The sequence below is a fragment of the Paenibacillus aurantiacus genome, from assembly GCF_042431225.1.
GTDB lineage: Bacteria > Bacillota > Bacilli > Paenibacillales > Paenibacillaceae > Paenibacillus_Z > Paenibacillus_Z aurantiacus.
In genome coordinates, this window is the sequence record NZ_JBHMDO010000044.1 from 144,570 (window position 1) to 167,296 (window position 22,727).

The 22,727-nt window shown below is 53.7% G+C and carries 23 protein-coding genes; all 23 read left to right on the top strand.

What is annotated here, in order from left to right:
- Window positions 1–5 precede the first annotated feature (5 nt).
- The 23 genes from flhA (at window position 6) to proS (ending at window position 22,707) form a co-directional block, all read left to right on the top strand.
- Window positions 6–2,039 carry a flagellar biosynthesis protein FlhA gene (gene flhA, locus ACFFSY_RS27570; RefSeq protein WP_377500214.1) on the top strand — a complete coding sequence of 678 codons (2,034 nt, stop codon included), beginning with the start codon at window positions 6–8 and terminating at the stop codon, window positions 2,037–2,039.
- The gene (gene flhF, locus ACFFSY_RS27575; RefSeq protein ID WP_377500216.1) at window positions 2,036–3,397 is read left to right on the top strand and encodes a flagellar biosynthesis GTPase FlhF; all 1,362 of its coding nucleotides are present in this window, start codon (window positions 2,036–2,038) and stop codon (window positions 3,395–3,397) included. The genes flhA and flhF overlap by 4 nt, the downstream gene beginning before the upstream one ends.
- Window positions 3,394–4,269 (top strand): MinD/ParA family protein, encoded by an 876-nt coding sequence (locus tag ACFFSY_RS27580; protein WP_377500218.1) that lies wholly within the window; start codon window positions 3,394–3,396, stop codon window positions 4,267–4,269. Before flhF ends, ACFFSY_RS27580 begins: the two co-directional genes overlap by 4 nt.
- Window positions 4,270–4,290: 21 nt before the next feature.
- A complete protein-coding gene (locus ACFFSY_RS27585) occupies window positions 4,291–5,967 on the top strand; it encodes a chemotaxis protein CheB (protein ID WP_377500220.1) in 1,677 nt (558 codons plus the stop codon).
- A gap of 45 nt (window positions 5,968–6,012) precedes the next feature.
- A complete protein-coding gene (locus tag ACFFSY_RS27590; protein ID WP_377500222.1) occupies window positions 6,013–8,106 on the top strand; it encodes a chemotaxis protein CheA in 2,094 nt (697 codons plus the stop codon).
- A gap of 14 nt (window positions 8,107–8,120) precedes the next feature.
- Window positions 8,121–8,582 (top strand): chemotaxis protein CheW, encoded by a 462-nt coding sequence (locus tag ACFFSY_RS27595; protein ID WP_377500224.1) that lies wholly within the window; start codon window positions 8,121–8,123, stop codon window positions 8,580–8,582.
- 3 nt (window positions 8,583–8,585) lie between these two features.
- Window positions 8,586–9,209 (top strand): chemotaxis protein CheC, encoded by a 624-nt coding sequence (locus ACFFSY_RS27600; protein ID WP_377500226.1) that lies wholly within the window; start codon window positions 8,586–8,588, stop codon window positions 9,207–9,209.
- A complete protein-coding gene (locus ACFFSY_RS27605; RefSeq protein WP_377500228.1) occupies window positions 9,206–9,700 on the top strand; it encodes a chemotaxis protein CheD in 495 nt (164 codons plus the stop codon). The genes ACFFSY_RS27600 and ACFFSY_RS27605 overlap by 4 nt, the downstream gene beginning before the upstream one ends.
- Before the next feature lie 3 nt (window positions 9,701–9,703).
- Entirely contained in the window at window positions 9,704–10,138 is a 435-nt protein-coding gene (locus ACFFSY_RS27610; RefSeq protein ID WP_377500230.1) for a hypothetical protein, read from the top strand.
- Between the two features lie 4 nt (window positions 10,139–10,142).
- Entirely contained in the window at window positions 10,143–10,928 is a 786-nt protein-coding gene (locus ACFFSY_RS27615) for a FliA/WhiG family RNA polymerase sigma factor (RefSeq protein WP_377500232.1), read from the top strand.
- A 21-nt stretch (window positions 10,929–10,949) separates the two neighbouring features.
- Window positions 10,950–12,353: a flagellar assembly protein A gene (locus ACFFSY_RS27620; protein WP_377500234.1), complete on the top strand. Its 1,404-nt coding sequence runs from the start codon at window positions 10,950–10,952 to the stop codon at window positions 12,351–12,353.
- A gap of 51 nt (window positions 12,354–12,404) precedes the next feature.
- Window positions 12,405–12,743: a hypothetical protein gene (locus ACFFSY_RS27625; protein ID WP_377500236.1), complete on the top strand. Its 339-nt coding sequence runs from the start codon at window positions 12,405–12,407 to the stop codon at window positions 12,741–12,743.
- A gap of 30 nt (window positions 12,744–12,773) precedes the next feature.
- On the top strand, window positions 12,774–13,355 hold the full coding sequence (locus tag ACFFSY_RS27630) for a hypothetical protein (protein WP_377500238.1): 582 nt from the start codon (window positions 12,774–12,776) through the stop codon (window positions 13,353–13,355).
- The gene (locus ACFFSY_RS27635; protein ID WP_377500240.1) at window positions 13,348–14,022 is read left to right on the top strand and encodes a hypothetical protein; all 675 of its coding nucleotides are present in this window, start codon (window positions 13,348–13,350) and stop codon (window positions 14,020–14,022) included. Before ACFFSY_RS27630 ends, ACFFSY_RS27635 begins: the two co-directional genes overlap by 8 nt.
- A 180-nt stretch (window positions 14,023–14,202) precedes the next feature.
- On the top strand, window positions 14,203–14,901 hold the full coding sequence (gene rpsB / locus ACFFSY_RS27640; protein WP_148928125.1) for a 30S ribosomal protein S2: 699 nt from the start codon (window positions 14,203–14,205) through the stop codon (window positions 14,899–14,901).
- A 107-nt stretch (window positions 14,902–15,008) separates the two neighbouring features.
- Complete coding sequence (gene tsf, locus ACFFSY_RS27645; RefSeq protein WP_377500242.1) at window positions 15,009–15,659, top strand: translation elongation factor Ts; 651 nt, start codon at window positions 15,009–15,011, stop codon at window positions 15,657–15,659.
- A gap of 110 nt (window positions 15,660–15,769) precedes the next feature.
- Window positions 15,770–16,495 carry a UMP kinase gene (gene pyrH / locus ACFFSY_RS27650; RefSeq protein ID WP_377500244.1) on the top strand — a complete coding sequence of 242 codons (726 nt, stop codon included), beginning with the start codon at window positions 15,770–15,772 and terminating at the stop codon, window positions 16,493–16,495.
- A gap of 3 nt (window positions 16,496–16,498) precedes the next feature.
- Window positions 16,499–17,053 carry a ribosome recycling factor gene (gene frr, locus ACFFSY_RS27655; RefSeq protein ID WP_377500246.1) on the top strand — a complete coding sequence of 185 codons (555 nt, stop codon included), beginning with the start codon at window positions 16,499–16,501 and terminating at the stop codon, window positions 17,051–17,053.
- A 76-nt stretch (window positions 17,054–17,129) separates the two neighbouring features.
- Window positions 17,130–17,897: an undecaprenyl pyrophosphate synthase gene (gene uppS, locus ACFFSY_RS27660; RefSeq protein WP_377500248.1), complete on the top strand. Its 768-nt coding sequence runs from the start codon at window positions 17,130–17,132 to the stop codon at window positions 17,895–17,897.
- Between the two features lie 33 nt (window positions 17,898–17,930).
- Window positions 17,931–18,725, top strand: a complete 795-nt coding sequence (locus ACFFSY_RS27665) for a phosphatidate cytidylyltransferase (RefSeq protein ID WP_377500250.1) — start codon at window positions 17,931–17,933, stop codon at window positions 18,723–18,725.
- Between the two features lie 21 nt (window positions 18,726–18,746).
- Window positions 18,747–19,886, top strand: a complete 1,140-nt coding sequence (locus tag ACFFSY_RS27670) for a 1-deoxy-D-xylulose-5-phosphate reductoisomerase (RefSeq protein WP_377500252.1) — start codon at window positions 18,747–18,749, stop codon at window positions 19,884–19,886.
- 78 nt (window positions 19,887–19,964) lie between these two features.
- Window positions 19,965–21,251, top strand: coding sequence for an RIP metalloprotease RseP (gene rseP, locus ACFFSY_RS27675; RefSeq protein ID WP_377500254.1), 1,287 nt, complete (start codon window positions 19,965–19,967; stop codon window positions 21,249–21,251).
- Between the two features lie 7 nt (window positions 21,252–21,258).
- On the top strand, window positions 21,259–22,707 hold the full coding sequence (gene proS, locus ACFFSY_RS27680) for a proline--tRNA ligase (RefSeq protein WP_377500256.1): 1,449 nt from the start codon (window positions 21,259–21,261) through the stop codon (window positions 22,705–22,707).
- The last annotated feature ends 20 nt before the right edge of the window (window positions 22,708–22,727 follow it).

The following is a 22,727-nucleotide window of genomic DNA, read 5'->3' on the forward strand; positions in this document are numbered from 1 at the left end:
ACAGCATGAAAACAAAGGATCTCATCATCTTAATCGGCATTATCGGCATCGTGCTTATGATGATCATTCCTCTTCCGATTTGGCTGTTGGACGTCTTGCTCGTCATCAACATTTCCACGGCGCTAATGATTTTGCTCATCGCCATGAATTCCAAGGAAGCGTTGGATTTCTCGATTTTTCCGGCAATGCTGCTCATAACAACGCTGTTTCGTCTGGCGCTTAACCTGTCGACAACGCGCAACATTCTGTCCAAAGGCGAGGCGGGTCACGTCGTCGCGACATTCGGCAGCTGGGTGGCTGGCGGTCAGATTGCGATCGGCTTCGTCGTCTTCCTTATTCTCGTTGTCGTGCAGTTCATTGTCATTACCAAAGGTTCCGAACGCGTAGCGGAAGTTGCGGCGAGATTCACCCTCGACGCGATGCCAGGTAAGCAGATGAGTATCGACGCTGATTTGAACGCCGGCCTGATCAATGAGACGCAAGCGCGAGAGCGTCGCTCCAAAATTGAACGTGAAGCTGACTTCCACGGCTCGATGGACGGTGCCAGCAAATTCGTCAAAGGCGATGCGATTGCTTCGATCATCATCCTCATCATTAACCTGATTGGCGGATTTATAATCGGCATGGTCGTCCACGGCATGAGCTTCCAAGACGCTCTCCAGACATTCTCGGTCTTGACGATCGGCGACGGTCTCGTCAGCCAAGTGCCGGCGCTTTTGATCTCCACGGCGGCCGGTCTGATCGTAACGCGTGCGGCTTCCGAAGGCAATTTGGCCTATGACCTTCAAGTGCAATTGTTCCGTTATCCGAAACTGCTTTATATCGTAGCCGGAACGGTCGCCATGCTCGGTCTCTTCACGCCGATCGGTCCGATTGCCACGCTTCCGTTCGCCGGGCTGATCGCGTTTGGAGCTTACCGCATGCAGAATACGATTAAGCAACAGGAGCAGCAGGAAGAGCTGATGCAGGAAGAACAGCAGATCGAGGAAGTGCGCAGCCCTGAGAGCGTGATCAGTTTGCTTCAAGTCGATCCGATCGAATTCGAATTCGGCTATGGCCTTATTCCGCTGGCGGATACGCAGCAAGGCGGCGACTTGCTTGATCGGATCATTATGATTCGGCGTCAATGCGCGCTTGAACTCGGCTTAGTCGTACCGGTCATCCGAATAAGAGACAATATTCAGTTGAAACCTAACGAATACGTCATCAAAATCAAAGGCAACACCGTGGCGCGCGGCGAGCTGCTGCTTAACCACTATCTGGCCATGTCTCCCGGTTATGACGACGATTCGGTCATCGGTATCGAGACGACCGAACCCGCGTTCGGACTGCCCGCGATTTGGATCGACGAACCGACGAAGGAACGTGCGGAACTGTCCGGATATACCGTTGTGGATCCGCCTTCGGTCGTCGCCACGCATTTGACGGAAATCGTCAAGCGCCATGCACACGAACTGATCGGACGCCAGGAAACGAAGGCGCTTGTGGATAACGTTAGAGAGAGCTATCCGGCGCTGGTCGACGAACTCATACCTTCCATCTTGTCCATCGGGGACGTACAGAAGGTATTGTCGAAACTGCTCCGGGAGAAAGTATCGATCCGGGATATGGTCACGATTTTCGAGACGCTGGCCGATCAGGGACAATATTCCAAAGATCCGGAAATTCTGACCGAATATGTAAGACAAGCGCTGTCGCGCCAAATTACGCAGCAGTTCTCGCAGAACAGTGACAAGCTGCGCGTCATTACGGTTGGACCGTCGCTCGAGAAGAAAATCGCCGAGTCTGTGCAGCAATCCGATCAGGGCAGCTATTTGGCCCTGGACCCGATCTCGACCCAAACGATTTATCAGAAGCTGACAGAGCAGGTTAACCGGCAAATTCAGTCGGGCAACCAGCCGATCGTACTCGCTTCGCCAACGATCCGCATGTATTTGCGTCAGATCGTCGAGCGGACGATGCAGGATATACCGGTGCTTTCTTATAGCGAATTAGAACCTAGCGTAGAAGTTCAAAGCATTGGGGTGGTCAACCTGTGAAGGTAAAACGGTACATCGTTAACGCGCTTCCAGAAGCGCTTCCGATGATCCGCAGCGATCTCGGCGCAGATGCGGTCATCTTGAATACGAAAGAAATCCGGATCGGCGGATTCCTCGGCATGTTCGCTAAGAAGAAGATGGAGGTCATCGCCGCCGTCGAGACTGGCGCGGCGAAGCCGGCATCCGCGCCGAAGCCTCAGGTACCCGCGGCAAAGCCAGCGCAGCTGTCCCCAAGCGCTGCGCAGACGGCTATCCTGGAGTCTCTTGAGCTCGCAAGGAGCAGCAGGCAGCAGGAAGGAGCGGCGACGGCGGTGTTGAACCCGCCCGCAACTTCTAGCAAAGCCGCCGCGGCAGCTTATGGAGCACCGCGGACGACGGAGCCAAGACCAGCATCGCCCGCGGCCGTTGCCCAGCCGGTCCCGCAGCCCCCGGCAGCGCTTCGATCGGAAGCAGCCATATCCCAAGGGAATGCCAAGTTGGATGATGCCGCGCTGTTGGACGAAATACGAGACATGAAGCAATGGATTGTGCGAATGTCGAAGCAGCAGCAGATGAAACGGCTGCCTGAACCGATACAAGCGCTCCATACGCGGATGATCGACCAAGAAGTCAACGCCGAGCTGATCGAGAAGCTGATCACTGAAGTGGCCGATATGGTCGCGGGTGTGGCGGAGGCAGAGCTCACGCATGCTGATGTGTGGGCACAAGCAAGAACGGTATTAACGCAATGGATGAGCGGCAAAGCCGCCAAGGGTATACAACGGGACACGCGCGTCATTCATTTTGTCGGTCCGACGGGTGTTGGCAAGACGACGTCGATCGCGAAATTGGCGGCGGAACAGACGCTCAAGAGCGGGCGCAAAGTCGGATTCATTACATCCGATACGTACCGGATCGCGGCAGTCGATCAGCTCCGCACCTATGCGAACATTTTGAACGTGCCGCTGGAGGTCGTATTTTCCCCAGCTGAAGTGTCCCGGGCTTTCAAGGAACTGGAAGATCGGGAACTCATCTTTATGGATACGGCGGGCCGCAATTTCCGCAATGAATTGTATGTATCGGAAGTGAACAGCCTTCTCCAGACGAATCAGCAATCCGAGACATACCTTGTACTGAGCTTAACGAGTAAATTCAAGGATATGTCCACCGTGGCCGGCCATTTCACCAAGTACGGTATCGAGAAGGTACTGTATACGAAACAAGACGAAACGGACGCATTCGGCGCAATCCTGAACTTAGCCATACAGCATGATTTGCATCCCGCATACATCGCATACGGCCAAACCGTTCCCGACGATATCACCACGTTCAAGACAGATGTTTACGTCGAGCAGTTATTGGGGGCGTATGAGCAATGAATGACCAAGCGGAAGCTTTACGCCATATGGTGAAATCCTACGAGCAGCAGCAGGAGAATAGCCGGAAGACGCGGGTCGTCACGGTTACCAGCGGCAAAGGCGGCGTCGGCAAATCGAACTTCAGCTTGAATTTCGCGATCGCCCTCCAACAGCTTGGCAAAAAAGTGCTCGTCTTCGACGCTGATATCGGCATGGCGAATATCGATGTTTTGATGGGCGTATCCGCAACCTATAATTTGTACCATTTGCTAAAACAGCAAAAAACGATCTGGGAGATTATCCAGGAAGGACCTAGCGGGGTGCACTTCATTGCAGGTGGCTCCGGGTTTCAAGATCTGCTGGATTTAACCGCCGAAGAACTTGATTATTTTGAAGAGCAGATCGAGAAACTGCATGGAGAGTACGACTTTATCCTGTTTGATACAGGCGCAGGACTCTCCAAAGAAACGGTTAAGTTCATTCTGGCGGCCCAGGAGACGGTCGTGGTGACAACACCGGAGCCGACTTCGATCACCGATGCCTATGCCTTGATCAAGATGGTGAAAGGAATGGAGCATAACGTCAACTTCAAGCTGGTCGTCAACCGCGCGACGGACTTGAAAGAGGGCAAAGCGACGGCTGACAAAATCGGGCTCGTCGCCCAGCGGTTTCTCGACACGGCACTGCCGTTCCTCGGCATCGTGCAGGACGATCCGAATGTTTCCAAATCGGTGAAAAAACAAATTCCGTTCGCGTTAGCCTATCCGTCTTCCGAAGCGACGCGCGACGTAATGGCGATAGCGAAGCAATTTTGCGACCTTCCAGCGGATCCCGACGTGTCGGCGAACGGGATCAAAGGATTTATACACAAAATGTTCAGGCGATCTAAGTAATCCTTTGAGGAGTGGAAGCCCATGGCACTATATCGTGTACTTGTCGCGGATGACTCCGCGTTTATGCGGAAAATTATTAGCGATATGATAAACGCAGATAAGCAGTTCGAAATCGTGGCTACGGCTTCCAACGGACGTCAGGCGGTCGATGCGACCGTGCTGATGGAGCCGGATGTCATCATGATGGACTTGGAAATGCCCGAGATGAACGGCTTGGAAGCGCTCGTGCAGGTCATGAGCAAAAGACCGACGCCGACGGTGATGATGTCGAGCACTAGCGACGACGGAACGAGAATGACGATCAAGGCGCTGCAATTCGGCGCATTCGACTTTATCCGCAAACCTGCGGGACCGACCTCGCCGGATATTAAGACCGTCGGCGACCAAATGTTGGAGAAGCTGCGTATCGCCGTGGAATCGAACGTCTCGGCGTCCATAGCACCGACCGAGGTGGACGAAGATGCGCCAGAAGAGGCGTTGGCGGCTGAAATACCTCGTGCAGCAGTAGAACCCGCGAGGAAGCGGCAGACAGCCGAATGGCAAGAATGGCAAGCCGCAATGGCGGCGCAAATGCAATCGGGTCAAGCCGAGATCATCGAGGACAGACCGGCGCTCGACGAATTTACCGCGAAGGAGCAGCCTGTACATCCGGTGACGGTTCAAGAAGAACAGGCTGAACCTCAAAAGCAGCAGCTTCCGAAGCAACCGGTTGTTCCCGCTGTGAAACCTGCTGCCCGCGAGATCAAGGCGCCTGTCCCTCAAAAAGCAGTCGAACCGGAAAAGCAGCGCAGCGCTGTTGTTCAGCCGCCTGAGCGCAAACAAGCTTCTTCTCAGCCAGCGGCCGCCGTCTCGCCAAAACCGGAGCCGAAGAAGAACGCCGAGCCGCCGAGACCCGCCGTCAACACGCCGGCTGCCGCGGTCGCTAAGCCGGATCCTAAACCGGCTGCCAAAAGCGCTGAGGAGCTGAGAGGGGCTGCAGCGAGAACCGAGGCAAGACCGGAAGCGAAGCCGGAGGTGAAGCCGGCGGCTGCGAGCGCGAGCAAGCCATTGCCGATCGCGGCTGATTTGATGGATGAACCGATCACGCCGAGAGTGAAGAAGCAGACGGCCAAGCAAACCAATTTCCGCCATCTGGTCGCGATCGGTACGTCGACCGGCGGTCCAAGAGCGCTGCATGAAGTGATTACCGCGCTGCCGGAGAATTTGCCGGCTCCCGTGCTGGTCGTGCAGCACATGCCGCCGAAGTTCACCCATTCCCTTGCCCAGCGACTGGATTCATTCAGCGCGCTGCAAGTGACGGAAGCCGTCAACGGCGAACGGGTATACGCCGGGGTGGTGTACATTGCGCCGGGCGGACTTCATATGGAGCTTGCCAAGGACGGCCAAGGGTATTACATCCGATTGACGGAACAGCCGCCGCGCGGCGGGCATAGACCTTCGGTCGACGTCATGTTCGAGTCCTGCGCGCCGTTTACTGAGCTTCAACGCCACTCCGTCATTATGACGGGGATGGGAAGCGATGGCGCTAAGGGCATGAAGACGTTGATGGAAAGCGGCGGCAAAACGGCCATCGCGGAATCCGCAGAAACGTGCGTGGTCTACGGAATGCCAAGATCAGCCGTGGAGAACGGCGCTGCCAAGACGGTTGTTCCGCTAGGACGGATAGCCGGCGCGATCGTCGACGCGGTTATGCGGTAACGATCGGTCAGGATTAGATTCATACCAAACAGGAGGTGCCAGGCAATGGATATGAACGCATACTTATCGATGTTTATTGATGAGTCCAACGATCATTTGCAGTCGCTTAATGAGAACTTGCTTCGTCTGGAGAGCGACCCGGAAGATTTGAGCATTGTCCAGATTATTTTCCGATCCGCTCATACGCTGAAAGGCATGTCGGCAACAATGGGCTTCGAGGACTTGGCCGCGCTGACTCATGAGATGGAGAACGTACTCGATCTGGTGCGCAACAACAAGATCAAGATGGACAGCTTCATTTTCGATACATTATTCAAAGGCTTGGATGCACTCGAGAACATGGTCCAGGACGTCATTGGCGGAGGGACGGGCAAACTGGACGTCACCACGATCGTTACCGCGCTCAAATCGATCGTCAAAGGTGACTACAAGACAGATGCGCCCGCGCCGGCGGAAACTGCGGAGGCGGCTCCGGCGAGCAGCGAGACGACCGATGCTGCGAATGACGCGGCGGCGCTGCTGGATGAATATCAAACTTCTGTGCTTATGCAGTCGATCGATTCCGGCCTTTCGGTCTACCACATCGTGGTTAACGTCAGCGAAGGCTGTATCTTGAAAGCCGCTCGCGCTTACATGGTATTCGATTTCCTGGAGCGGGCTGGAGAAATCATCAAATCGCACCCAAGCGTACAGGACATCGAACAGGAGAAATTCGAACGGTCGTTCACGGTGTTCATGATTTCCTCCTCGAGCGCGGATGACATTCGCAAAGGCATCTTGTCCGTTTCGGAAATCGAGACTGCGGACGTAACCCAGCTTGACCGGGACTCCTTAAGCCAACTGGGACGCCGGACGAACGAAGCGCCTGCACCGGTGCCTGCGCAAGAAACACAAGCAACTTCGGAGACAATTCCGGCTGCGGCGGCGCCTGTCGCCAAGGCGGAAGCGGCCAAGGACGACAAACCGCGTCCAGCGGCTGGTGCGCCGGTGAGCCGCACGATCCGCGTCGATATCGAGCGGCTTGACGCTTTGATGAACCTCTTCAGCGAGTTACTCATCGACCGCGTCCGGCTGGAACAACTGGCAACCGAAATTCGCCGCAGCGATCTGACCGAGACGGTCGAACATATGGCGCGCGTAAGCGGCGACCTGCAGAGTATCGTACTGAAACTGCGGATGGTTCCGGTCGAATCCGTATTCAACCGATTCCCGCGAATGGTGCGCGATATTGCCAAGTCGTTGGATAAGAAAATCGATCTCGTGATCACGGGAGCGGAGACGGAACTTGACCGTACGGTTATCGACGAGATCGGCGATCCGCTCGTACACTTGCTTCGCAACTCTTGCGATCACGGCATCGAATCGATCGCCTCGCGCGTCGCGGCTGGCAAGTCGGAGACGGGAACCGTTCATCTCCGCGCCTTCCATAGCGGCAACAACGTGTTCATCGAGATTGAGGACGACGGCAATGGCATCAACCGTGAGCGAGTGAAACAAATCGCCATCAAGAACGGCGTCGTGACGCCGGAAGAAGCGAAGCGTCTGACGGACAACGAGATCAACATGCTCATTTTCGCACCGGGATTCAGCACGGCGGAGAAAATTTCGGATCTATCCGGCCGAGGCGTCGGTTTGGATGTCGTCAAATCCAAAATTACGTCGCTGGGCGGCAATGTCAGCGTGACTTCGCAAGAGGGGAAAGGTTCTATTTTCTCCATTCAATTGCCACTGACACTTTCGATTATTTCGGCTATGCTTGTGAAGCTTGGTGCTGAGAAATACGCGATCCCGCTCTCGTCGATCGTGGAGACGGGCATCATTCGCAAAGAGCAAATTCGCTCCGTGCACAAATCGTTCATGATGGAGTTCCGCGGTTCGGTCATTCCGGTTATCTCGCTTAGCAAAATTCTCGAGTGCACATCTTGGACAGAGAACGGCGAAGCCGAGACGGAGATCGTCGTGATCCGCAAAGGCGAGAAGCTGGTCGCCATCCTAGTGGACGAGTTCATCGGCCAAAGCGATATCGTCTTGAAGTCGCTGGGCAACTATTTAACGAATATTGATGCCATCTCGGGGGCGACCATTCTTGGCGACGGACAAGTTGCTTTGATCATCGATCCGAATGCGCTAATTAAATAAGGGAGGGATTACGTATGGGCGAAGAATTGAAAGTAATCGTGTTTGGTCTCGGCGAGGAAGAGTATGGCATTGAGGTTGAGAAAGTAAGAACGATCGAACGCATGATGCCGATCACGCGCGTCCCGAAAGTACCTTCCTTTATCAAAGGGGTTATTAACCTGCGTGGCGTTGTGCTGCCGGTTATCGATCTTCGTGGCCGCTTCGGATTGGAGGAATCCATTTCGACGGAGAATTCCCGCATCATTATCGTTGGCGTAGGCGATGTGGAAATCGGATTTATCGTCGATTCCGCTAATGATGTTATCGACATCGACAGCGACAACATTGAGACCCCGCCAGAAATTGTCGGTGGCATCCGGGCGAAATACTTGCGCGGTGTAGCTAAGATCGGCGAGAATCGACTGTTGATTATGCTGAATCTGGCAGAAGTGCTCAAGCAGAAAGAAATCGATCAGATTCTGGAAATTGAGGGGTAAACAGTGAACAACCCACTATCGAAACTGGAAGCATTCAAACTGGACGTTCTCAAGGAAGTCGGCAACATTGGAGCAGGACATGCAGCAACGGCTTTGTCGCTTCTGCTGGACAAGCCGGTTGATATGAACGTTCCTACAGTCAGTTTAGTCCCGTTCGAGGAAGTTGCGGATAAAGTCGGCGGTGCCGAGCAGGTCGTCATTGCCGTCTATCTGCGCGTTGAAGGCGACGCGCCGGGCCACATGTTCTTCCTGATCCAGGAAGACTCCGCCCGCAAAATGCTCCGCAACTTACTGGCCATCGAGCATCGGGAAGAGCTTGGCTATACCGAAATGGAATTTTCCGCATTGTCCGAAATCGGCAACATATTGGCGGGTTCCTACCTCTCGTCGCTTGCCGATTTCACGCAGCTATCCATGGGGCCCACCGTTCCGTCCGTTGCCATCGATATGGCAGGGGCCGTGTTGAGCTACGGATTGATGCTGTATGGTGAGATGGGGGATTCTGCGCTGCTCATCGATACGAAATTTTTGGAAGGTCACGAAGAAGTCGAAGGGTTCTTCTTCCTTATTCCTGATCCGGAATCATTCGATAAAATTTTCAGCGCCCTGGGAGTGCCGACCGAATGAATCAAGACATCATGGTGAAAGTAGGCATGGCGGATTTAAACATTGCGCTCGGCGGACAAGTATTGAAGACAACAGGGCTCGGTTCGTGTGTCGGACTTACGCTCTTCGATGAGAAAAGCAAGATTGCCGGCATGGCCCATGTGATGCTGCCATCCTCTGACATCGCCAGGGAGTCCACATTAAATATTGCGAAATATGCTGATACCGCCATCCCCGATCTAATCGAACGGATGAAGCAAGCTGGCGCGTTGCTCGGTAGGATGAAGGCTAAAATGGCCGGGGGCGCTCAGATGTTCGCTTTCTCATCGCAGAGCGATACGATGCGCATCGGGCCGCGTAACGTGGAATCGTGCAAGGCCGCGCTAAGCAAGTTTTCCATCCCTTTAGTTGCGGAAGATACGGGCGGCAATTTCGGAAGAACGATCGAATTTAGCAGCGCAACCGGAATACTCGTTATTCGCAGCGTTCAGTTTGGCGCAAAGGAGATTTAATTCATGATTGGGACATGGCGCTGGAATGCCGCCCTCGGCATGATCGGCGGCTTGCTCACGATGCTGGCCTCGATGGGCAGCAACGGACTTCTTATATCGGCAGTGCGCTGCGTATATGCGTTTGTGGCATTTTTCGTGCTTGCTTATTTGTTCCGGGCGGTACTTGCCTTTATTACTCGCCAGCCAGCTCCGGAGCAGACGATTCTGACCGATGTGCTTGAAGACGAGAGCAAAGGTCGACGCGTTGATTATGCAACACCTGATGAAAGCGACGAGCTTTCCGATTTGCTCCGGGAGCAAATGAACGGGAAGCAGCCTTCGGTTAACTCGGAGGAACAACCGGTATTCAAACCGTTGCAGCCAGAGAAGTTAGTGTCGACCCAGAACCGGGACCCAGAAGAACTAGCCAAAGCTATACGTCACTTGACAGGAGAGTGAGACGATGATTGAGCCGAAAACGCCTCATCTGTCCAATATCGAAATTTGGCAGAAATGGAAAGAAGACGGGGACATAGAAGCGAAAAAGCGGCTGATCGAGGATTACTTGTCTTTAGTTGACTACGTAACCAACCGGATGGCGATCGGACTGCCCAAAAACGTGTCTAAAGACGACTTGGCAAGTAATGGCGTAATGGGGCTTATCGATGCCATCGAGAAATTTGACTATCGACGCGGGCTTCAATTCGAGACGTATGCGTCTTGGCGAATTCGCGGCGCGATCATCGACGGCTTGCGGCAGGGAGATTGGGTGCCAAGATCGGTTCGAGAAAAGGCGAAACGGATCGAAGAAGCCTACCAAAAGTTGGAGCAAACATATATGCGCACAGTATCCGACAGCGAAATCAGCAAATATTTAAATGTGAGCGAGAAGGAATTCCAGAACATGCTTCAGGAAATCGCAGTGACGACGGTATGCTCCCTCGAGGATCCGATTCGCGAAGAGGAATCGGAGACAAGACTTTCGCTGCTGGTGGACGAGAAAGCCAAAAATCCGGAGCATAAAGTGCATGAGTTTTATTTGAAGGATTCCTTGATTCGCGGCATTGAGAAGCTGACGGAGAAAGAACGTACCGTCGTCTCCTTGTTTTATTACGAAGAGCTTTCGCTCAGCGAAATTGCGGAAGTGATGAACTTGTCTCCTTCCCGTATTTCGCAGTTGCATTCGAAGGCGATACTTCGGCTAAGGGGTGCGCTGGACAAACAGAAAGATCAACTTATGCAGCATTAAAACACAAAGGGAGAGTGTGTCATGTCAGCTTCGGAAACATTGGAATCATTGGCCGTGATTTCGATCTCGCAAGACAAGCTGACGGCGACGCTGCAGCTGCTTGGGACAGAGGACACCATTGCATTTACTTCCGAAGATTGGGCAGCCTTTTTGAATGACAAAGGGGTTAAGCACGGTATCGCGCAGCAGCTCATCGACAGTCTGGTGGCGAATCCGAAATCTTTTATGAACAAGCAGGTCGTCATTGCGCAGGGTGAACCGGCGGTTGCGGGTAATGATGGCTATATTCAATACACCTACGACATGATGGAGAATCGGCAGCGGCCCGCGGAACTGGAGGATGGCAGCGTCGATTTCAAGGAAATTACGCAGCTGAAGAACGTAAAGCGCGGTCAGTTGATTGCGGAGAAAATGCCGGCGACCCCTGGTGTGAACGGCAAGCTGGTGACCGGCGAAGAAGCCGTTGGCCGGAATGGGAAGGAAGCTTTCTTCAAGGTCGGCAAGAACGTCGTGCTCAGCCAAGATCAGTCTGCGCTTTATTCCGCGATTGACGGACTAATCACGATGACGGATAAGAATAAAATCAACGTCTTCCCTGTTTACGAAGTCAACGGGGACGTGGATTATAAAGTCGGTAACATCGATTTCGTCGGGACGGTCGTTATACGCGGGAATGTGCTGACGGGCTTTCGGGTGCGGGCTGCCGGGGATATACGGGTAGTCGGCGGCGTCGAAGGCGCAGAGCTTGAATCCGACGGATCAATCGAGATTACCGGCGGCATTCTGATGCATAACAAGGGTCATATCAAAGCAGGCAAGAACATCAAAAGCACCTTCATTCAAGACGGCATCGTCACGGCTGGAGAAGATGTGCTCGTCACGCAAAGTATTATGCATTCGCAGGTAAGAGCAGGCAGAAGCGTAGTATGCGGCGGCGCGAAAGGACTGATCGTTGGGGGAACCATTCAAGCCGGCGATTCGGTCATTGCCCGAACATATGGCAACACCATGTTTACACCTACATCGATCGAAGTCGGCGTGCGGCCCGAATTGCGCGAGGAGCTATTGGAGCTTCGCGGTCATCTCAAAGAGATCACAGCCAACTTGGACAAGACCGACAAGGCGCTTACGCTGCTCGACCAGATGGCAGCCGCAGGTCAGCTTGCGCCGGACAAGCTTGCGCTTCGCATCAAGCTATCCGCCACGAAACGGCAAGCCGTAGACGATATTACCCATACGAAAGACCGGATTCTCGAGATCGAACGATCACTGGAGGATACGGAGCTCTCCAAAGTCGACGTCATTCATACGATTTACGGTGGTTCCAAAATCGTCATCGGTCGTTATACCAGGTTCATTAAAGATCCTGCGCAGCGCGTGAGCTTCCGATATTCGGAAGGCGATATCGTAATGCTGCCTAATTGATACTTGATTTCGCACTCATCAATAAATGAGCGATGACCAGGGGGGAAGCATATGCCTTACCGGTCCATTGATTTTCAGGTATCCGTGCCGAAAGTGTCGGATCAGAGCATGACGCAGCAGCAAGCCATTCATCGGGCGCATGCCGAACAAAATAAGTTGGAAACCGACACGCTTAAGCATACGGATCAGCTTCGCAGCAAGAGTACGGCTGTCGAGAACGGCGGCCACGCGCATATTAACGATCATCGCTTGAAGGAAGACACCGGTTCTAAACGCGAAGGTAGACGGAAAGCGACCTTGGCGAGCGGCGAAGAAGAAAAAGATGCGGAAGATGCTACGAAAGAGAGTAAACATCCTTTCAAAGGAAAGCATATCGACATAAGCTTCTAGTCGCATCTTTTAGAAAACACGGGTGATGAAATGAACCAACCTTGGCTTTACATCGTGCTCCTTGGCGGGGTGATCATTGTCGTCGGGATGATGATGCCCCGCAAGACGAAAGAACCCGATTCACAAGGAACTGACTCCATGCATGGTATGGAAGCGGCGCTGGAACAGTTTATGGAGAATATGGAAGAAGAAAACCGCCAAATGGTCGAGTTGATCGCAAAGTCGCGCAAAGACGCACAGACGAACGCGAAGGCTTACGATGAGCGGATCAAGCAGTTAGAAATACGCTGCGCCGAGCTTGAACGTCAGATGGGCAAGCATGCGTTGTCGGCGGCCCCCATTCCTTCTTCCTACATAACGGATAAGCTTACATACGCTGAACATGCAGCGCTTCATCAGACCCCGCCACTGGCCACAGAGCCGGTGGTAAGTTTTGAGCCGGAAGAGCCTGAAGAAGATACCTCCATTCGAGGACGTTATCCGGAGCTGTTCGACCTGTATCAGAGCGGGAAATCCATTGAATCGATCTCCAAGAAGCTTGGGATGAATAAAGGCGAAGTGCAACTGATATTACAGTTGTCCAAGCAGGAAGAGGTGGCGCCGCATGAGTAAACGTTCGTTTCTAACCGGAATGGGGACGGGGGTTATCGTCGGCACCATTCTTCTTCAGCTATTTCTGATTGGACAAGGGAATGAAAGCGGGAGCGCCAATCCGCTTGCGGCAGGGGACACGTACACGCAAGAAGAAGTCGATCTCATGCTAGAAGACGAGCGGGCCAAAGTAAAGGCCGAAATCGCCGCGCAAGAGAAAGAAGCCGGGGCGGCAACCAAAAAACCAGCCGCCGGCACGACGCAAACGCCTGCGAAGACGACGCCTGCAACGGGACAGAAGACAGCGGGGCAGCAGGCCGCCGGCAGTGCCGCTGGCACGACTGCCAATACGGGGAATACGGCTGGCACCGCGGGGGTCAAGCAATCGACCTCGCCGATATTTGAAGGGGCGAATGGACGGATCATCATCCGCATTCTACCGGGCAAGGGTGTCAAAGATGCCGCCGATTTACTGTACGAAAGCAAAATCATTGCGGATAAGAAAGCGTTGCTTACGCTGATGAAAGGGAAGACGGTCCGAGCCGGATATTTCGGATTCTCCGGCAACTTGACGCTGAAGCAAGTGCGCGATATTTTGACCAGTCCGCCGATACAGGCCAAGAAAGCGGAAGCCGAAATCGAGGCACGTAAAGCGAATGCAACGGCGAAAACGGCTAATAATAGTTAACATTCGTCAAAGTACGCAAGTCCATGTTGCATGGGCTACCCAGATATGGTATAGTAATTCTCGGTGTTAAAAACGCACGTCGATTAATTTCGTCAAGGGTGCTTCGGCTCGGTCGAAGTTTTGGCGGAAGATGAGATCGGACGGAGGATAACACAAAACCAAACCCAGGAGGTGTTGAAGATGGCAGTTATCTCCATGAAACAGCTTCTCGAAGCTGGGGTACACTTCGGTCACCAGACTCGTCGTTGGAACCCAAAGATGGATCGCTATATCTTCACAGAACGTAACGGCATTTACATTATCGACCTGCAAAAAACAGTTAAGAAAGTCGAAGAGGCTTACAACTTCGTTCGCTCGGTAGCGGAAGAAGGCGGCACGATCCTTTTCGTCGGCACGAAAAAACAAGCTCAAGATTCGGTTAAAGAAGAAGCAGAGCGTTGCGGCAACTTCTACATCAACCAACGTTGGCTCGGCGGCACGCTGACTAACTTCCAAACGATTCAGAAGCGTATCGATCGTCTGAAAACCCTCGAGAAGTGGGAAGAGGACGGCACGTTCAACGTACTGCCTAAGAAAGAGGTTATCATTCTCCGCAAAGAGAAAGATCGTCTCGAGAAATTCCTTGGCGGTATCAAAGGCATGAAAGGTCTGCCAAGCGCGCTGTTCATCATCGACCCGCGTAAAGAGCGTATCGCAGTAGCGGAAGCTCGCAAACTCGGTATCCCAATCGTAGGTATCGTTGATACGAACTGCGATCCGGACGAGATCGATTATGTTATCCCAGGCAACGACGACGCTATCCGTGCTGTTAAGCTTCTTACAGCGAAAATGGCTGACGCGATCGTTGAAGCTAACCAAGGCGAGCAAACGACGGCTTAAGTCGTTTATTCATAAGACAGCAAGAAAGGGTGGTCAGAAGCTGTTAAGCCTCTCACCGCCCTTTTTTTGAACGTAAACTTACGAACCCTTCAGGAGGTCTATAAGCTATGGCAGTTAATGCGAGTGCAGTTAAAGAATTGCGTGAAAAAACGGGCGCAGGCATGCTCGATTGCAAAAAAGCGCTGGAAGAGGCAAACGGTGATCTGACAAGAGCGGCTGAAATTCTGCGTGAGAAAGGTCTTGCGGCAGCAGCCAACAAAGCAGGTCGCGTAGCGACTGAAGGTGTCGTTGAATCCTACATACATGCTGGCGGACGGATCGGCGTTCTGGTCGAGATCAACTGCGAAACCGACTTCGTTGCAAAGACAGACCAATTCCGCGAGTTCGCGCGCGACATCGCGATGCAAATCGCGGCGGCTAACCCTAAATTCGTAGGCCGTGAAGAAGTATCCCAAGAAGAGCTGGACAAAGAGCGCGAAATTCTGACGGCACAAGCCCTTAACGAAGGCAAGCCGGAGAAAATCGTCGAGAAAATGGTTGAAGGCCGCCTTTCGAAATACTACGAGGAGTTCTGTCTCCTTGAGCAAAACTTCATTAAAGATCCGGACAAAACAATCTCGACACTGCTGAAAGAAAAAATCAGCACAATCGGCGAGAACATCTCGATCCGTCGTTTCGTTCGTTATGAACTGGGCGAAGGTCTGGAGAAAAAAGAAGACAACTTCGTAGCTGAAGTTATGTCGCAAGCAAAACTGTAAATCCGAACGCACTAGGCGGGGCGGGGCGTTCGCCCCGCTTTTATTTTTTGACAATGAACCGATTTCAAATCTAGCACCGGACCCTAGGGTTCGAATTGGAGGTAAACACGTTGCAGAATCCCGTGTATAAACGTATTGTGCTCAAGGTAAGCGGCGAATCGCTAAGCGGCGATATTGGATATGGTATTGAAGCGTCCGTTATTTCGTCGATTGCCGAGCAGGTGAAGGAAGTCGTAGCATTGAATGTCGAAGTTGCGATTGTCGTCGGAGGCGGGAACATTTGGCGCGGAATCGCAGGAACGGCCAAAGGCATTGATCGTGCGACTGCCGATTACATGGGAATGCTTGCTACTGTAATGAACTCACTGGCGCTTCAAGATGCGCTCGAGGCCATCGACGTGCCGACGCGCGTGCAAACCTCGATCGCCATGCAGCAAATCGCCGAGCCTTATATCCGCCGCCGGGCGATCCGTCACTTGGAGAAAGGCCGTGTCGTCATCTTCGCGGCAGGAACGGGCAATCCGTATTTCTCGACCGATACGACGGCAGCGCTTCGCGCCGCAGAGATCGAAGCGGAAGTCATTCTGATGGCGAAGAACAAGGTGGATGGCGTCTACTCGGCGGATCCATTCAAAGATGCATCGGCAGAGAAGTTCGAGACGCTGACGTATCTGGATGTGCTTAACCGCAATCTTGGCGTCATGGACTCCACGTCCACGTCCCTATGCATGGACAACAACATCCCGCTGGTCGTGTTCTCGATTACGGAACAAGGCAATATCAAACGTGTCGTACTCGGAGAGAAAATCGGTACAATCGTGAAAGGAAGTGTGTAATTCGTGCCTCAAGCAATCAAGAAAAACGCTGAAGAACGTATGGATAAGGCGATTGGTGCGCTGAAACGCGATTTGGCAACCCTTCGCGCAGGCCGTGCAACGCCTGCCCTGCTTGACCGGGTACAGGTTGAATATTATGGCGCGATGACGCCGGTCAATCAATTGGCGAACATCAACACGCCGGACACTCGCACTTTGATGATCCAGCCATGGGACAAATCGTCCGTGTCCGCGATTGAGAAAGCCATCATGAAGTCGGACTTGGGCCTGACGCCATCGAACGACGGCGCGAGCATCCGCCTTTCGATCCCGGCGCTGACTGAAGAGCGCCGCGCTGAACTCGTCAAGCTGACGAAGAAGTTCGGTGAAGAAGCGAAAGTCGCGATCCGCAACATTCGCCGCGACGCGAACGATGATATCAAGAAGCTGGAGAAAGGCGAGATCTCGGAAGATGAATCCCGCCGTCACCAGGAGGACATCCAGAAATCGACGGATAAGTTCACGGCTGAGGTCGATAAAGTGCTGGCTGCCAAAGAGAAAGAAATCATGGAAGTATAATCAAAACTCACCGGCCCCTCCGATAGGTGGGGTTTGTTGCATCCATTATGCGTCTAACGGTGGGAGGGGATGACTTATGTTTCAGCGACTGAAAACGAAATTCGCCAAAGCGCCGGAAGACGCTTCGCAGGACGTACTCGATGCCGACAATATTCCGCAGCATATCGCCATTATTATGGACGGCAATGGCCGATGGGCGAAAAATCGCGGTCTGCCAAGAATTGCGGGTCATCACTCCGGGATGAAGACCGTCAAGCGAATTACGATGGAAGCGGATCGGCTTGGCGTCAAATATTTAACCTTGTACGCCTTCTCGACGGAGAACTGGAAAAGGCCGAAGGCCGAAGTGGAATTTCTCATGAAATTACCGCAGGAGTTTTTATCCATTGAACTGGCCGAGCTGATCGAGAAGAACGTCCAGGTGCGCATGATGGGACATAAAGAGGATCTGCCTCCGCATACGCTTCAGGCCGTTGAAGAAGCGGTGCGGCAAACCGCCGGCAATTCGGGACTTGTGCTTAATTTCGCCCTGAATTACGGCAGTCGCAAAGAGATGATGGAGGCGGTACGCCGGATCGGCGAGGATGTTCGCGACGGCAAGCTAGCGGCTGATGAGCTGAACGAATCGCATCTGGAGCAATATTTGCTGTCGAGCGACATGCCGGATCCGGATCTGCTCATCCGGACGAGCGGCGAGCTGCGCCTAAGCAACTTCATGCTCTGGCAATTAGCTTATAGCGAGCTGTGGTTCACGAATGTTTACTGGCCAGAATTCTCGGAAGCACATTTTAACGAGGCAATACGTGAATATCAGCGTAGGGCGCGCCGCTATGGTGGATTGTAATCGACTGCGGCTTACTGGAGCGTGACAAAAAAGTTGAAACAACGTATTATTACCGGCGTTATCGCCGGCAGTTTTTTTATCGTGTTGACGATAATAGGCGGCTGGTTTTTTTATGGCTTGCTGCTTCTGCTGGCAATCATTGGTTATGGCGAATATGTACGGATGAACGGCATGAATTGGACGCACCCGGCTTCGCTGGTTGGATTTGCCGGCGTGCTGGCGCTGATGCTGCCCTGGCAAGAATGGTCGTTGGGCGAGCCAAGCTTCCAATTCATTCTTTGGTTGCTCATGTTCGGATTGCTGAGCATAACCGTGTTTACCAAAAACCAAGTGAAACTCGACGAAGCGGCGTTGCTCCTGCTGGGCGCACTTTACGTCGGGGTAGGGTTTCAGGCTATGCATGAAGTACGCAGCGCGGACGAACATGGCCTGCTCGCCACGATCGTCGCGTTCTGTGCAATTTGGTCGTCCGATATCGGTGCGTATTTCTTCGGGAAGGCGTTCGGCAAGCATAAGCTATGGCCGGCGATCAGCCCGAACAAAACGATCGAAGGCTCGGTCGGGGGTGTATTGCTTGCGCTAGCGGTAGCGCTGTTGTTCGCGGCAATATACCCGGATACGATCGCATTCGCCGACGCGTTTTGGATCGGGATCCTAGCCGCGGTAGCCGGCCAGCTCGGGGATTTGATTCAATCCGCCTACAAACGGGTGCGCGGCATTAAAGACTCTGGATCGCTGCTCCCGGGGCACGGCGGCGTTTTGGACCGGTGCGACAGCTGGATCATCGTGTTCCCGCTGCTGCTAATGACCGGTCTGCTGCCGTTTTAAGAGAAGGATAGGTGTGCATCGATGAAAAAATTAACGATTCTCGGCTCGACCGGTTCAATCGGTACGCAAACGCTGGATGTAGTAGCGAACGATCCCGATTTGTACGAAGTAGAAAGCTTGGCGGCAGGCGGCAACATCAAGCTGTTAATCGAACAAGCCCAAAGGTTCCGGCCCAAGAGCGTTTGCCTAGCCACGCGGGAGCTGGCGGACGAAGCGGCTTCGCTGCTTCCTGCGGGAACGCGAGTCGTCTACGGCGAGGAAGGGCTCGTGGAGCTAGCTGCGGGCGGTGATGCCGACACGGTCGTAACCGCGATCATGGGCAGCAGAGGGTTGAATGCGACATTGGCTGCGATCGAGGCTGGGAAGAACATTGGTCTTGCGAACAAAGAAACACTTGTAACGGCCGGACATCTGGTCATGTCGCAAGCTGCTCGCAAAGGCGTCTCCATTCTACCGATCGATAGTGAGCACTCGGCGATCTTCCAATGCTTGAACGGTGAGAGTCGCGCAGCGATCAAACGGATTACGCTCACGGCATCGGGCGGTTCATTCCGCGACAAGACGCGCGATCAGTTGAACGGCGTGACGGTGGAGCAAGCGCTTAATCATCCGAACTGGTCGATGGGCGCCAAGATTACGATTGACTCGGCGACCATGGCGAACAAAGGTCTGGAGGTCATCGAGGCACATTGGCTATTCGGCGTGACGTATGACCAAATCGGGGTGTTGATCCATCCGGAGAGCATTATTCATTCGTATGTCGAGTTCGTGGATAACAGCGTTGTAGCGCAGCTCGGCATGCCGGATATGCGGGTGCCGATTCAGTACGCGCTTACCTTTCCGGAGCGGCGGCCGACGCCGACGGAGGCGCTCGATCTGGCCGCAATCGGCAAACTGCATTTTCGAGAGATGGACTTTGATCGTTATCCGTGCCTGCGCATGGCATTCGAGAGCGGTCGCTTGGGGCGATCCGCGCCAACGGTATTCAACGCGGCCAACGAGATCGCGGTGGACAGGTTCCTGAAAGGCGAGATCGCCTTCTTGGATATAGAACGAGTCATCGAGACCGTATTGGAGAAACATCAGGTGACAGACCTGCCGGACGTGGCAGCCATCACGGCAATGGACGCATGGGCAAGAGGAGAAGCGGGGGCGGTCTGAAAGACCGGTTCTCTTGTATCGGACGGGAGAATAATGATAATCTAAGTACAGGCCGTTGCGAACAGGAGGCTCGAAACGATGCACATGATACAGGTCGTCTTTATGACCGTGCTGGTATTCTTCGTCATCGTGACCATCCATGAGTGGGGTCACTATTATTTTGCGAAGCGCGCGGGCATTTTGGTTAGAGAATTCGCCATTGGTTTTGGACCGAAGTTATTTTCGATCAAACGCGGTGAAACCCGCTACACGCTTAGACTCGTACCGGCCGGCGGATTCGTCCGCATGGCAGGCGAAGATCCGGAGTTAGTTGAAATTCAGCCCGGCCAGACTGTCGCATTGCGAATCGCAGCCGACAAAGTAACCCGCTTTTATTTGGACCGCCTCGACGAGCGGACGAACGTCATTCGCGGTGAAGTCGAAACGATCGATTTGGAAGACCGGCTGAAAGTGACGTTGAACGCCGACGGCGTCAGCGAAGTGTATAGCGTACATCCGCAGGCAATGCTCATTGCCAAAGGCAGAGAGACCCAGATTGCGCCGCGCGATCGTCAATTCGGCAGCAAGACGGTTGGCGCACGTTCCTTGGCCATTGTGGCGGGACCGGTCATGAACTTTATTTTGGCGTTCGTCTTGTTCTTTGCGTTCTTCCAGATGGCCGGCGTGCCGCTCGATACGCCAAAGCATCTATTTATCGGGGAGATTGTTGCGGGGAAACCGGCCGATAAGGCGGGGTTGAAGACGAACGATGTCATCGTCGCGATCAATGGGGAGCCGGTCGGCACGGATCAAGACAAAATGATCTCGATGATCAGCAAATCGCCGAACAAGCCGATAACGTTTACGGTTACACGCGATGAGAAGAAGTTGGATATCAAAATAACGCCGGAGCTGGACCCGGAATCCGGAGACGGTAAGATCGGCATCCGTGCCGCGTCATTCTATGAGACGAGACCGGCGGGTTTCGCCGAATCGTTCAAGCTTGCCGGTCTGGATATGAAGAATTGGACCATTATGATATTCGACGGCTTCAAGAAGCTTATCCTGGGCCAATTCAAGATGGACGATCTAGGCGGTCCGGTTCGAACCGCGCAGGTGACAGGACAAATTGCCCAGCAAGGCATCGCGCAGTTGACCAAATGGACGGCGGTACTCAGTTTATATTTGGGGATATTCAATTTGCTGCCGATTCCGGCGTTGGACGGAAGCCGGTTGCTGTTCCTCGGCCTTGAAGGGGTCCGCGGCAGACCGATCGATCCGAATCGGGAGAGCATGGTCCACTTTATCGGATTTGCGCTGCTCATGCTGCTGATGGTGGCCGTGACGTATAATGATATTTTGCGATTGGTAAGAGGGGAGCAGTAGAGCGTTCATGTCGAAAGAGAAGCAGTTTGTGACAGAGATTACGCCGCAGGGCGAGGATTTCTCCAGATGGTATATCGACGTTATTAAGAAAGCGGAGCTGATGGATTACTCTCCGGTGCGGGGTTGCATCGTATTCCGTCCGGAGGGTTTTGCCCTCTGGGAGAACATTCAGAGCGACCTGGACCGTCGATTCAAAGAAACGGGCCACCGCAATGCTTACTTCCCGCTCTTCATTCCGGAGAGCTTCTTCCAGAAGGAGAAGGAGCACGTCGAAGGATTTAACCCCGAACTGCCTTGGGTAACCGAAGCAGGCGGCGAGAAGCTGGAGGAGCGTCTGGCAATTCGTCCGACCTCCGAGACGATCATCGGGCACATGTATTCGAAGTGGATACAGTCGTACCGCGATCTGCCCGTGCTGATTAACCAATGGGCGAACGTGGTTCGTTGGGAGAAGCGCACGCTGCCATTCCTCCGTACGAGCGAATTCCTGTGGCAGGAAGGCCATACGGCGCACGAGACGGAAGAGGAAGCGCGTCAAGAAACGATGCAAATGTTGAATACGTACAAGGAATTCGCGGAAGACGTGCTCGCGATTCCGGTCATCGTCGGGCAGAAAACGCCATCGGAGCGTTTTGCGGGCGCGGTGGATACGTACTCCATCGAAGCGATGATGAAAGACGGCCGTGCGGTACAAGCCGGCACATCCCATTACCTGGGCGATAAATTCGCGATCGCGTTCGATATCAAATATTTGGATCGCAACAATACGCTGCAATATTGCCATACGACGTCGTGGGGCGTATCGACCCGCTTGATTGGCGCGTTGATCATGGTGCATGGCGATGACCGCGGTCTTGCGCTGCCGCCGAAGATTGCGCCGACCCAGGTCGTCATGATTCCAATCGGACCGCCGAAGACGCGGGAGCAAGTCGTTGGCCGCGTGGACGAGCTATTCGCGCAGTTGAAGAAAGCCGGCGTCCGCGTCAAAGTGGACGATCGCAGCGACGTCAGCCCGGGCTGGAAATTCAATGAGTACGAAATGCGCGGCGTGCCGATCCGTCTCGAGCTCGGTCCTCGCGACATGGAGAATGGACAAGCCGTCCTCGTATCGCGGATCTCCGGTGAGAAGCGTATTATCAAGCAGGATAATTTGCTGGAAGAAGTGCAGCGCATGCTGGACGAAATCCATGCGGACATGTATAATCGAGCTTTGCAGTTCCGTTCGGAGCACTTCTATTCGGTCGAGACGCTGGATGAGATGAAGGCGCTGCTCGAAGAGAAGCGCGGATTCTCGCTGGCCGGCTGGTGCGGCTCCGATGCGTGCGAGAAACAAGTCAAGGAAGAGACGGGCGCGACGAGCCGCAACATTCCGTTCGAACCGGCCGAGAAGAAGACGAAGTGTCTATGCTGCGGCGAGGAAGCCCAGCATACTGTCGTGTTCGCACGCGCTTATTAATGTAGCCGTAACGTAACCTT